Genomic DNA, 11,524 nt, shown 5'->3' on the forward strand with positions numbered 1-11,524 from the left:
CCTGACTGCTGCGTTGCCCCGGTCTGCGCGAGGCGGTATGACTCGGTGCCGGTCTCGATGGTTGTGCCGTTGAGGGTCGGCTGATCGACGATCGCCGCGCAGAGCCGAGGGTCGGTGGAGGTCTTGGTCCAGACTCCAAACGACAGCTGCGAATTCCTGCTGGACGGGTGTTAGTTCGTCCGTCTCGTGTTCGAACCAGGGAATGTCTTCCACGGCCGGTGTCCGTGCCGGCTGGTGCGGGGGAGGTCGTGAGGTCGGGCGATGGCGAGTACGGCATGGCGGACACCGCCGTCCTTGAGGTGGCGGTCTCGCAGGACCGACGGTCAGTGCGGTGTCCCTGCGGAACCCCCTGAGGCCTCGTAGGCCTCGCGGGTGGATGCGGGGATCCGTCCGCGGTCGTTCACGATGAGGCCGTGGGTGTGGGCCCATCGGCGTATCGCCTCGTCCTCGGGGCGGGATTCGTCGTGCTTGAGGGGACGGGCGGGTGCGCCGGGGCCGCTCCAGTCTCCGGTGCTGACGCCTTCCAGTAGATCCGCCGCCTGGTGGAAGTAGGCGGACAGCGAGGCGTACACCCCTTCCTCCGGCATGGACGCCTCGGCCCACGTTCCGATCGTCCCGTTGGTCGTGTCCAGGAACGTCCCGTAGAAGCCGTCGCGCTCGGCGGCGATCGGCAGCCACTCCTGGCGCCAGAGCGGGTAGTCGGGGTCCTCCGGCGGGTCCGTCCTCTCCAAGGCCAGCTGCCGGAGGTAGACCCGCTGGATGTCCTCCAGGCCGAGCAGGAGGTGGTACCCGCCGGGCAGGGGCACGTCGCACCCCCGCTGCACCAGGGTCTCCCGGCGATCGGTGCGCTCGTCGGCATCCACGTCGTGCGCCAGGAGCCACTGCCGTACCTGCGACGGCAGTTCCAGGCCCATGTGGAGTTCGGCCCGGTCGATGGCCTCCTGGTTCCCCGGACCGCCGAGGGTGGCGAAGACCTCGGGGTCGTTCCGCTCGATCCATGTGGCCACCCGGGCCCATGCCTCCCGGACGTCCTCTGCCTGGCCCATCGGAGTGCCCTTCGTGTGCGACGGCTGCTGAACACGCATGGGAGAACCGTAGGGGTGGCCACTGACAAGGACGCCCGGCCCGGGGGTCGGGATGGCCTTCATGCCTTGGGCGACTGGTAGATGGCGGCGGCCATCGCTCCCAGGTGCTTGTTGGCCTTGAGCGCGAGGTCGATGGCGTCGCTCACGGAGTCGCTGGGCACGGGGATGTTGTTCACGTAGATCGCGAAGGCGTAGCGGTGGCCGTCCTTCGCGTCGATGTAGCCGGCGAGCGCCTTCGTGCCGAGGGCCAGCTTGCCCTGGTAGGAGCTGACCAGGGTGCCGGTCTTCGCGCGGATGTGTCCTGCGGCGGGATCGGTGTGCTCGATGACGTCGGCGAGCGAACCGTCGACGCCCATGCTCGGCATGGAGTCGTAGAAGACGTCGAAGTCGTCCTGTCGTGCCAGGTGCCGCAGCAGCGCCACCTGGGCGGTCGGTGTCGCCTTGTCGTCGGGGAGGCCCTGGGCATCGACGAGGCTCACCGCATGCGGATCCACACCTGAGCGGGTGAGGAACTCCTTCTCGATCCGCATGCCGTCCGCGTAGGTTCGTTGCCCGTTGTGTGCCGCCATCAGCGGCGGCAGGAGGTTCGCCCCGAGATTGTGGCTGACCTTGTTGATCAGCTTCGCGTACTCCTTGAAGGGCGGAGAGGTGTAGGTCGCCGATACGGGCAGCGAGTTCACTCCCGCCGACGGTGGAAGCCTGCCGTCGGGGTTCGCTCCCAGGGAGGGGGCGGATACGCCGACGCCGTTTCTGGCGAGTGCCTCGATGAGGACGGTGCGGGCGAACGCCGCCGGGTCGGGGACCTGGTAGGTCGTCACGAAGGGGGCCTTCGCGTCCGCGGGGACGGAGCCTCGGACCCGGATGTGACCGGGGCTCACGCTTTCGGTCGTCACCGTCGGCTTGGTTCCGGCGGGTGTGGTCGTCACCTGCGCGTCGACGTCGAAGGCGGCTGTCTTCGGGCGCCAGTCGGCCTTGGCCGGCTCGCCGGGTGCGCCCGGCGTGATGAGCACGTCGATCAGGTTGTCGTTGACGACGGTCGGGGTGACCGGCAGCCCGCCGATCGACACCGGGTCCCAGAGCCGGTTGTCGATCACCACGTCGCCGTCGACGTGGCGGACTCCACTGGCCGCGACCTGTCGGGCCAGTTCGTCGACACCTGCCAGCGGATCCTCTCCGGTGACGGTCGCCATGCCGGGGACGGCGTTGGCGTCGTAGTGGTCGAAGTCGGGGACGTCCAGTCCGCCTGACGGGGTGGTCCGCCCGCCGAGTGCCAGATCGCCGCTCCCGACCAGGATGAGGTCGCCGGAGAGCCGACCGTCCGCGGAGACCGTACCCGAGTGCACCACGGGCGTACGGAAGCGGTGGTCGTCACCCAGGACGTCGAGCGCAGCACTGACCGCGAAGGTCTTGGCCGTCGAACCGGTCATGAACTGGGAGTCGGCGCCCTTGGATTGGACGACCTTCCCCGTTTGCAGATCGGCGACCTGCAGGCCCCACCGGCCCGACGACCACGGCGCGGTACTCATGAGCTTCTGCAGGTCGGCGCTCACCCGTGTCGCGCCCGGTGCCGGAGGGGCTGGGTTGTCCGTGGAGTCGTGGGAGCACGCCGTCATCGCCACGGCGGCCGTCATCGAGGCGGCGAGCGCCAGGGCGGTACGCCGCCGTGCCCGAGGTGTCCTGCTTCCGGAGGGGGAGTTGCTCGACATTCGTTATTCGTTCTTTCCTGTTCGACTTTCGCGCTCGATCGAGCGCTTCCGGCCTGGTTGTTGCGTGGTGGCGAGGACTTCAGGCCCTGGCCGAGGGCGATGCTGCCGTTGCGGGTGTTCCCGTACGTCGGTTCACGAGCGCAGGGCCCGGACCGCGACCGTGCGCGACGCCCGGGCCGCCTGGAGGACCAGCGCGAGGCAGGTGGTGACCAGCGTCCCGGCGGCGAGTGCCCCGAGCGTGGCCCAGGGGAGGCCAGCCAGGACGCGGACGACGTCGGTCCGGGCGCCCAGGGCGATGGTGAGGCTCGACACGGCGACGAACAGCGCGCCGAAGACGATCGCCGTTCCCGCGTAGATCGCCCCCTCGTAGACCATCGACCGGGTGACCACGCCCGGCCGCGCACCGGCCACCGTCACGACGGCGGAGTCACGGGCGCGCTCCCGCCCGACGAGGGCGATCACGGCGAGGCCCCCGACCCAGGACACGACGAAGACCCAGCCCAGCACGACCAGGATGTCGTCCAGCCCGGCGCTGCCTCCGGGCATGACCTCCCCCATCACCAGGAAGAGGCCGACGAACGACAGGGAGAGCGCGAAGGGCAGCACCGTGGTGACGCTCCTCGCCGCGCGGGCCCGGCACGACTGCACGGCAAGGTGCCAGGCGACGCCGCGCGAGGGCACCAGCGCCGTCCAGAGCTTCATCAGCGGGGTGAGCACCCACGGCCCCATCAGCAGCAGCAGGCAGACGAGGAAGAGGTTCCCGGCGAACGCGAAGGCCGTCCGCTGGGCGAGCCCGCCCTTGAGGTCGAGGCCCAGGCCGGGGATCCACATCCCGACCACGCCGGCGAGCAGGCACAGGGCGAGGCCGCCGCGGGCGACGCCGGGCCGTGCCGGGGGATCGGAGACGTCCCGGAAGGCGTGCATCTCCGGCGTCCTGGCGGCCCGCCGGGTGACGCCCCAGCCGCCGAGCAGGCACGGAACCAGTCCGCACAGCACGCTCACGCCGACGTACCAGAACCGGAACCCGACCGAGGCCCCGTGCAGGTCGAGTCCCGTCCCCTTCCACTGCGCGAGGGTGACACCCGCGACCAGCAGGGCGAGCGGTGCGGCCAGCGCGCCGGCCACCGCGCCCAGCAGCACCGTCTCCGTCCGCAGGACGAACCTGACCCGGTGGCGCGGAATCCCGAGGATCACCCACAGGGCGTGCTCGCGCCGCTGGGTCGTCAGCGTCAGACCGACCGCGGAGGCGACGATGCCCACGGCGGCGAGCACGGTGAAGAAGACGATGTTGCCGCCGAGGGCGATCGACGCGGAGACCATCCGTGCGTCACCCGCCGCCCGCGCCGCCGAGACGGCGGTGAACATCGCGATGGCCGAGCCCGCCGAGCACGCCGCGCCGACCGTGGCGCACAGGAGCGTCCACCACCACATCGACGCCTGCCGGCGGATGTCCGACAGCACGAGCCGGATCACGACTGCTCCCCGCCCGCCTCGTCCGCCGACTGCGCGGCGAGGACGGCGTCGCCCACCGCGCGGGAGTCGCCACCGGGGATGACGGCGTGTACCCGCCCGGACCCCATCACCACGACCTGGTCGGCCCGCGCGGCCGCATGGGGGTCGTGGGTGACCATGAGGACGGTGCTCCCTTGCGCGGGGAGCGCCTGCAGCCAGTCGAGCACCACATGACCCGACTTGAGGTCGAGCGCACCCGTCGGCTCGTCGGCGAAGACGATCCGCGGCCGGTTCGCCAGCACCCGGGCCACCGCGACGCGCTGGCGCTCGCCGCCGGAGAGGCGGTCGGGGCGTCGCCGAGCGTGCTTGGCGATGCCGAGCCGCGCCATGGCGTCCTCGACCCGAGCCCTGGGCACCCGGCGGCCGGCGAGCCGCGCCGGCAGGGCGATGTTGTCCTCGACCGTCAGCGAGCTGACGAGGTTGTACTCCTGGAAGACGAAGCCGATGTTCTCGCTGCGGAACGCGGCCTGCTTGCGGGGGCTGAGCGAGCGGACGTCCGTCCCGAGGATCTCGACGGACCCCGCGGTCGCCGGCTCCAGCCCGGCCGTGCAGAGCAGGAGCGTCGACTTGCCCGAACCGGAGGGGCCGACGACGGCGGTCAGCCGGCCTTCGGGAATCTCCAGGTCGATGTCGTGCAGGACGCGCGTCGTCTCGCCCCGGCGGCCGGGAATGGGGAATTCCGTCCGAAGGCCGTGCAGACGAATGCACGGCACGGGAGTGGTAGTGGCAGTGGTAGTGGAAAATGGCATGAATCAAGGAAAGCAGGGCCGGGCAGTGGAGTGCACGGGAGCCTGCACTGCTCTCGGAGGTAGACCTGGATCTACCGCCCGACCGATCCGAACTGTGCGAAAATATTGATCATGGCGCAGATTCGTGTTGCCCGGAGACTGCTGACCGAATTCGTCGCAGCGGCCACCTTTCCGATTCTCCTGATTTCCGTTCTCGCTGCGCCGGTCTCGGTTCCGGTGGTGGCCGAACTGGACCGCTCCAGGGCGCAGTGGTGCGGAGTCCGGACGATGCCGCTGCGACCCGCCGACCGCAGCTGGCCGCAGTGGGTCGCCGGTCGGCTGCGGACACGGTCGGTGTGGCGGACCGACCTCCCGGTGTTCGTCACCGCCGCGCTCCTGTCCGCGCTCTCGCTGCTGGTGGGCTTCTTCGGATTCTTCGGCGCGCTGGCACTGGTCTTCTCCCCCGTCCTCTGGGGTTTCGGCATCGCCGCGGAAGTCGGCCCGTTCACCCCGGCCGCCCTGTGGGAAACCCTTGTGGCGGTGCCCGCGGGATTCGCCCTCGGTGCGGTCACCGTGGGCGCGCTGGCCGGCGTCTCCCTGCTCCGCGACCTGCTCCTGCGGGCCTTCTCGGGGAGCCGCAACCCCGACCTGCTCGCGAAACTGGAGGAACTCCGGGTCAGCCGGGCCTCGCTGACGGCGGCCTTCGAGAACGAGCGCCGGCGCATCGAGCGCGACCTGCACGACGGCGCCCAGCAGGAACTCGTCGCGCTCGTCATGCGCCTGGGAATCCTGGAGGCCGCGGCGACGGCCACCGACCAGGAACGGATCGTCCAGCTGGCCCGCCAGGCCCAGGCCCAGGCCGAGCGCGCGCTCGAACGGCTGAGGGAGACGGTGCGCGACATCCACCCCAGCGAACTGAGCGATCTCGGTCTCGTCGCCGCCGTCCGGGAACTGGTGGCCAGATCACCGTTGCAGGTCGAACTGACCAGCACCGGTACGGACGCCCGGCTCTCCTCGCCGATCGCCGCGGCCGTGTACTTCACGGTCTCCGAGGCCCTGACGAACATCGCCAAGCACGCGGGCGTCGGCCGCGCCCGGATCGAGCTGCGGTGCACCGAGGGCGGCGTCCGCGTCCGGGTGGGCGACGACGGCGCCGGCGGCGCGCGGATCAGCACCGGATCCGGGCTCTCCGGGCTGCGTGAGCGGATGCGGAGCGTCGGTGGGAACCTCGAAATCATCAGCCCGCCGGGCGGCGGAACGGAGGTCGTGGCATCCGCCCCGGCCCAACCCCCGTGGTGACGGAATTCGACGAAGGAATTCGACCGGGAAAAGCGATGGGAAATCGATTGTGAGAATCATCCTGGCGGACGACAGTCTGCTGATTCGCGCCGGAATCCGGGAGATCCTGGTTTCCAGTGCCCATGACGTGATCCGCGAATGCGAGGACGCCGACGAACTGGTCGCCGCCGTCGACGAACTCGCCGCCGCCGGAGCCGCCCCCGACCTGGTGATCACGGACGTCCGCATGCCGCCCGGGAACACCGACGACGGACTCCGGGCCGCGATCGACATCCGGTCGCGGCACCAGGACCTGCCGGTCCTGGTCCTCTCCGCCTACGTCACGGGCCCGTACGTGCGCGAACTCCTGAACGGCCCGGGCGCCGACGGGGCGGTCGGCTACCTGCTCAAGGAGAAGGTGGGCAGAGTGGCGGACTTCCTGCGGGCCGTCGAGACGGTCGCCGACGGCGGAGTGGTGATCGACCCCGAGGTGGTTCGCCACGTCACCCGCGCCGACCCGCCCCGGGGCCCGCTCGCCCGGCTCACGACCCGCGAACAGGAGGTGCTCGCCCTCATGGCCGAAGGCCGCTCCAACGCGGAGATCGCGGCGGAGCTGTTCCTCTCGGGCGCCGCCGTGGCCAAACACGTGGGGAACGTCTTCCTGAAACTCGGCATGCCCTCCGGCGAGGACAACCGGCGGGTGAAGGCCATCCTGACCTGGTTCGCATACAACTAGGACTTCGACGCCGTTGCGCGTGGCGCGGCGCTGTCGTCGGCTTGCGGAGGTCGCGGGTGGTCGCCGGTGGTCAGCCGTAGGGGATGACGGCGAGGGGGCAGTGGACGTGGTGGATGGCGGCGTGGGCGACGGGGCCGAGGTGGTGGTGGCGGAGGGGGAGGTGGCGCAGGCGGCGGCCGACGACCAGGAGGCGGGCGGTGGCGGCCGCGTCGACGAGTTCGACGGCGGGCTTGCCGCGGACCAGGTCGGTGGTGACCTCGACGTCGGGGTTGCGGCTCCGGAGCGGGGCCAGGGCGGAGGTGAGGCCGTCCCGTTCGACGCCGGAGACCTCGCGCTCCAGGCCGCCGATGGCGTCGAAGGCCATGTACTCGCTGCCGGCCGGCGGGGACCAGACGTGGACGACGCGTAGGGGAGCGGAGCGCAGGGCGGCGGCCCGGAACGCGAACTCCAGCACCTCCTCGGCGGGGTGGGTCAGGTCGAGGCCGACGGTGACCGGGCCGTCCGGTTCGTCGTGGTCGGCGCGGACCAGGACGACCGGGCAGGCGGAGCGGCGCAGCACCTCCTGGCTGACCGAGCCGACCAGGAAGCCGCGCAGGGTGCCGAGCCCGCGGGAGCCGAGGACGAGGAGGGCGGCGCGGTGCGAGGCGGCCTCCAGGGCCTCGACCGGGTCGGCGGACACGGCGGCGGAGGCGACGGGGAGGCCGGGCACCAGGGCGGTCAGGGCGGACTCGCGCTCGGCGAGGTGGGCCAGGGCGCGGTGGTAGGTCTGGTCGCTGCCGACCACGTCCCGCTTGGGCCAGGGCCAGGCCTCCAGGACCTCCAGGGGGACGGCGCGGCGCTGCGCCTCGTGGGCGGCCCACTCGGTGGCGGTGAGGCTCTCGGGGGAGCCGTCGAAACCGACGACCACCGGGCCGGTGGGGCCGGTGGGGTCGACGGGGCCGGGGCCGGTGGCGCCGGCCGGCGGGGGTTCGGACACGGGGAGCTCCTCGGGTTCCGCGGCGCGGGGAGGGCCGTACCCGGCCGCCGGGGCCGCCTCGGGACTGCGACCCCAGTATCGGCGGTGGGCGGGGACGGCACCTCCCGGGGCGCTCAGGCCTGCTGCGGGGCCGGGTCCGAGGGGGTCGGGTCCGAGGGGGTCGGGTCCGAGAGGGGCGGGAGGAAGCCGTCGGCGAGGGGTTCGCCGGTGAGGGCGGCGTCGACCCGGGCGTGGATGTGGGCGAGCGTGGTGGGGCAGGTGAGCGGCTGGTCGCGGTGGCAGTTGAGCATGTGGGTCAGGACGGCCGCGGCGTGCTCCAGACGGCGGGCGCGGGCCAGCATCCCGGCGCGCTGGGCCTCCAGCAGGGCCCGGCGTTCGGCGGCCTGTGCGGTGGCGAGGACGGCGCTGGTGCCGGCCACCGGGATCATGCCGTCCACGTGCCAGAGCTGGACCAGGGCGAGGCGTTCCAGGGCCGCGCGGTCGTAGTAGCGGACCCGGCCGCGGCGGGTGGTGGGGGTGACCAGGCCGCACTCCTCGTAGTAGCGCAGGGCGGGGACGGAGAGGCCGAAGGCCGCCGAGACCTCGGTGATGGAGTGGAGGTCGGACATCCGTGGTTCCTTTCCGGGCTCGCCGCTTGCGCAGTCGCTCGCACCGCCCGCTCGCACCGTCCGCTTGCACCGCCCGCTTGCACTCAAGCGCACTTGAGCGAGAACGCTTAGGCAAGCCTAACTTCCGTGATGCGAAGGGTATCCGCCCATGCCTTCTCCGACCGCCGCAACGGTCAGCACGACCACACCGACACCGCCAGGGACAGGGGAAGCGACACCGACGCCGACTCGCGCGGCGCCGGCCTCCGGTGCGCTGCTGGTGCTCGGCTTCGTCCTGCTCAGCCTCAACAGCCGGGTCGCCTTCGGGCAGGTCGGCCCGCTCGCCCCGGTGGCCGGCTGGGGCGCGGGCACCGTCACCGTGCTGGCGCTGATACCCCCGCTCTGCATGGGCCTGTTCGCGCCGCTGGGCGCGCTGGCCCGGCGGCGGCTCGGCGAGGAGCGCGGGTTGTTCTGGGCGAGCGTGCTGCTGGTCGGCGGGGCGGTCGTGCGGACGCTGGGGATGCCCGGACTGTACGTGGGGACGGCGTTGGTGGCCGCCGCGGTGGCGGTGGTCAACGTGCTGATCCCGGTGTTCGTCCGGACCCGCTTCGCGCCCCGGCGGATCGGCACCATGATGGGCGTCTACGCGCTGTCCATGGGCGCCGGTTCGGCCGTGGTGGCCGCGCTGGTCGCGCCCGTCGCGGGCGCGTGGTCCTGGGAGGCGGCGATCGCGCTCGCCGTCGTCCCGGCGGTGCTCGCCGTGGTGGGTACGGCCCCGCAGCTGCGGGGCCCGCGGCCTTCCCCGTCGGCGGTCGCCCCCGTGGTGCGGCGGCCGGTCGGCCGGACGGCGCTGGCCTGGAGCCTGACCGCCTACTTCGGCATCCAGACCCTGGTCTTCTACGCCACCCTGGCCTGGCTGCCCACCATCCTGGTCGGCGCGGGCGTGAGCCGGACCACCGCCGGCACCGACCAGGCCGTGATGATCCTCGGCCTCGCCGTCGGCGGCTTCCTCGCGCCCGTCCTGGCCGCCGCCCGCCGGAACCAGCGTCCGCACATCCTCGGGGTGGTCGCGGTCTGCGTGCTCGGTCTGCTCGGCCTGCTGCTCGCCCCCGCCGCCGGGGCGCCGGTCTGGGCCGGGATCCTCGGCATCGGCATGGGTGGCGGGCAGGCCCTGGCCGGGGTGCTGTTCACTCGCCGGGGTACCGACCACGACCACGTCGCGGCGCTGTCCACGATGGCCCAGACCGGCGGCTACCTGATCTCCGCGGCGGGCCCGGCGCTGCTCGCCGTCCTGCACGGCTCCACCGGGGCGTGGACGGTTCCGCTGCTCGCGCTGATCGGCCTGCTGCTGGTGGGCGCGGTGCTGAGCATGCGGGCGGGGCACGACGGGGGGTACGGCGGTGGGCGCGGTGGGGAGCGCGGTTGAAGGATTTTCTCGTCGCGCTGTCACACTCGGGCGCCGGGATCCGTCGGGTCGGTGAGAGCACACCGGACACCTGAGAGGAACACGACCATGAGCACCGACCTGAGCACCGACCCGAGCACCGACCGCGCCGACCGCACTGCCCGCTCGATCACCGCCGAGATCCCGCTGCGCCCCCGGATGGCCACCGACCCGAGCGCGCTGGTCCCCGAACTCGCCGACGTGTCGGCCGCGTTGTTCCGGGCGGTCGGCAACCGCTCGCTCCCGCGCGGCACCGTCAGCCTGGTCCAGCTGCGGGCCGGGCAGCTCGCCGGCAGCACCTACCTGACCGTCCTGCACACCGGGTTCCTGCGCAAGGCCGGTGAGTCGGAGGAGCGGATCACCTCGGTGGCCAGCTGGCAGGACTCGCCGTACCTGACCGCACCCGAGCGGGCGGCCCTGGCGTTGGTGGACGCCGTCCTGCGGCCGAACCCGGACGGCGAGCGGGTGTCGGACGAGCTGTACGCCGAGGTCGCCGCGCACTACGACGAGAAGGCGCTGGCCACGCTGATGCTGGCGATCGGCCAGGTGAACTTCTTCACGGCGATCGCGCTGATCGCCAAGCCTGTCCCCGGGAAGGCGTTCACCGACCCCTGGTCCTGAACTCCGAGGGTCTGAACTCCGGCCCGGGACCGGCCCGTCGGGCGTTTCGCCCGGCGGGCCGGTCCCGTGTTTCAGCGTGCGGCCGTGTTTCAGCCGGCGGCGAGGAGGCCGGAGACCAGGGCGCGCAGTCCGTCGCGGTAGGTGTCCTGGGCGGTGAGGGCCTCCCAGTGGCCGGCGACCTGGGCCAGGCGGGGGTGGACGGCCGGGTCGAGGCCGGCGAAGACCTGCTCGCGGTAGGTGGGGCGGTCGTCGGCGGTGCGGCGCCTGGCGGCGGTGGTGCGGACCACGATCTCCCCGGCGGTGTAGTACCAGATCGCGCGGTAGCCCTGGGCGGCGCGTTCCGGGGTCAGGCCGCAGTCGACCAGTCCGTCGACGATCTGCTCGACGAACCAGAGGGCGTGGGTGGAGAACAGGTCGTCGGCGGCCAGGACTTCGACGATCCAGGGGCAGGCGGCGAGCGCGTCATGGATCGCGGCGGCCGCGGTGAGGACGCGCTCGCGCGGGTCGGCCGGGAGTTCGACCGGGTGGAGGGTGCGGGCGGCGTAGTCGTCGAGCAGCAGGACGAGCAACTCCTCCTTGTTGCGCACGTGGTGGTAGAGCGCCATCGGGGTGCTGCCGATGTCGGTGGCCAGGCGGCGCATGGTCAGTCGCTCGACGCCCTCCTCGGCCACGATCCGGCGGGCCGTCTCGACGACCTCCTCCCGGGAGATGCGGGGAGGACGGCCGGTGGCCTTGCGGGGAGTGGGGGAGGGCTGCTGCATGCCCTCATCATGCCCCGTCCGGGGGGTCCGTGGTGCCTCGCCCGCCCTGTGCGGCTCGACAGGGGAGAGCCTCCGAGGGTACTTTCCTTA

The 11,524-nt window shown here is 72.3% G+C and carries 11 protein-coding genes and 2 pseudogenes; 4 read left to right on the forward strand and 9 right to left on the reverse strand.

Features of this window, described 5'->3' with window-relative positions:
- Positions 1-14: 14 nt before the first annotated feature.
- The 6 genes and pseudogenes from ACFY2K_RS24660 to ACFY2K_RS24685 all read right to left on the reverse strand — a co-directional run.
- Positions 15-152, reverse strand: a pseudogene (locus ACFY2K_RS24660) (AAA family ATPase); the annotation flags it as partial.
- Positions 153-323: 171 nt separating this feature from the next.
- On the reverse strand, positions 324-587 hold the full coding sequence (locus tag ACFY2K_RS24665; protein WP_387714197.1) for a histone-like nucleoid-structuring protein Lsr2: 264 nt from the start codon (positions 585-587) through the stop codon (positions 324-326).
- A pseudogene (locus ACFY2K_RS24670) lies at positions 561-1,148 on the reverse strand (SMI1/KNR4 family protein); the annotation flags it as partial. The gene ACFY2K_RS24665 and the pseudogene ACFY2K_RS24670, both read right to left, overlap by 27 nt.
- Positions 1,145-2,635, reverse strand: coding sequence for a D-alanyl-D-alanine carboxypeptidase/D-alanyl-D-alanine-endopeptidase (gene dacB, locus ACFY2K_RS24675; protein ID WP_387714045.1), 1,491 nt, complete (start codon positions 2,633-2,635; stop codon positions 1,145-1,147). The gene dacB and the pseudogene ACFY2K_RS24670, both read right to left, overlap by 4 nt.
- Before the next feature lie 288 nt (positions 2,636-2,923).
- Positions 2,924-4,264, reverse strand: a complete 1,341-nt coding sequence (locus ACFY2K_RS24680; RefSeq protein ID WP_387714048.1) for an FtsX-like permease family protein — start codon at positions 4,262-4,264, stop codon at positions 2,924-2,926.
- Positions 4,261-5,016 (reverse strand): ABC transporter ATP-binding protein, encoded by a 756-nt coding sequence (locus ACFY2K_RS24685; RefSeq protein ID WP_380588015.1) that lies wholly within the window; start codon positions 5,014-5,016, stop codon positions 4,261-4,263. The genes ACFY2K_RS24680 and ACFY2K_RS24685 overlap by 4 nt, the downstream gene beginning before the upstream one ends.
- Before the next feature lie 303 nt (positions 5,017-5,319).
- On the opposite strand from ACFY2K_RS24685, the gene ACFY2K_RS24690 reads away from it, so the two are divergent.
- Both ACFY2K_RS24690 and ACFY2K_RS24695 read left to right on the forward strand, forming a co-directional pair.
- Positions 5,320-6,330, forward strand: coding sequence for a sensor histidine kinase (locus ACFY2K_RS24690; protein WP_380528841.1), 1,011 nt, complete (start codon positions 5,320-5,322; stop codon positions 6,328-6,330).
- A 58-nt stretch (positions 6,331-6,388) separates the two neighbouring features.
- Positions 6,389-7,045 (forward strand): response regulator, encoded by a 657-nt coding sequence (locus ACFY2K_RS24695; protein ID WP_380528875.1) that lies wholly within the window; start codon positions 6,389-6,391, stop codon positions 7,043-7,045.
- Positions 7,046-7,115: 70 nt separating this feature from the next.
- On the opposite strand, the gene ACFY2K_RS24700 is transcribed toward ACFY2K_RS24695, so the two are convergent.
- Both ACFY2K_RS24700 and ACFY2K_RS24705 read right to left on the reverse strand, forming a co-directional pair.
- A complete protein-coding gene (locus tag ACFY2K_RS24700; protein WP_387714052.1) occupies positions 7,116-8,021 on the reverse strand; it encodes a universal stress protein in 906 nt (301 codons plus the stop codon).
- 113 nt (positions 8,022-8,134) lie between these two features.
- Positions 8,135-8,629: a MerR family transcriptional regulator gene (locus tag ACFY2K_RS24705; RefSeq protein ID WP_387714055.1), complete on the reverse strand. Its 495-nt coding sequence runs from the start codon at positions 8,627-8,629 to the stop codon at positions 8,135-8,137.
- A gap of 259 nt (positions 8,630-8,888) precedes the next feature.
- Between ACFY2K_RS24705 and ACFY2K_RS24710 the strand changes: the two genes are divergently transcribed.
- A complete protein-coding gene (locus tag ACFY2K_RS24710; protein ID WP_387714058.1) occupies positions 8,889-10,034 on the forward strand; it encodes an MFS transporter in 1,146 nt (381 codons plus the stop codon).
- 177 nt (positions 10,035-10,211) lie between these two features.
- Positions 10,212-10,673: a carboxymuconolactone decarboxylase family protein gene (locus ACFY2K_RS24715; protein ID WP_387714200.1), complete on the forward strand. Its 462-nt coding sequence runs from the start codon at positions 10,212-10,214 to the stop codon at positions 10,671-10,673.
- Positions 10,674-10,762: 89 nt separating this feature from the next.
- On the opposite strand, the gene ACFY2K_RS24720 is transcribed toward ACFY2K_RS24715, so the two are convergent.
- Positions 10,763-11,434 carry a TetR/AcrR family transcriptional regulator gene (locus ACFY2K_RS24720; RefSeq protein WP_380588033.1) on the reverse strand — a complete coding sequence of 224 codons (672 nt, stop codon included), beginning with the start codon at positions 11,432-11,434 and terminating at the stop codon, positions 10,763-10,765.
- Positions 11,435-11,524 lie beyond the last annotated feature (90 nt).

It is taken from the genome of Kitasatospora sp. NPDC001309, assembly GCF_042896295.1.
Taxonomy (GTDB): domain Bacteria; phylum Actinomycetota; class Actinomycetes; order Streptomycetales; family Streptomycetaceae; genus Kitasatospora.

Excerpts from the sequence above, each read along its gene's own strand:
- ACFY2K_RS24720 (WP_380588033.1), bottom strand. The coding sequence starts at position 11,434 with ATGCAGCAGCCCTCCCCCACTCCCCGCAAGGCCACCGGCCGTCCTCCC.
- ACFY2K_RS24665 (WP_387714197.1), bottom strand. The coding sequence starts at position 587 with ATGCCGGAGGAAGGGGTGTACGCCTCGCTGTCCGCCTACTTCCACCAG.
- ACFY2K_RS24690 (WP_380528841.1), top strand. The coding sequence starts at position 5,320 with ATGCCGCTGCGACCCGCCGACCGCAGCTGGCCGCAGTGGGTCGCCGGT.
- ACFY2K_RS24705 (WP_387714055.1), bottom strand. The coding sequence starts at position 8,629 with ATGTCCGACCTCCACTCCATCACCGAGGTCTCGGCGGCCTTCGGCCTC.
- ACFY2K_RS24715 (WP_387714200.1), top strand. The coding sequence starts at position 10,212 with ATGGCCACCGACCCGAGCGCGCTGGTCCCCGAACTCGCCGACGTGTCG.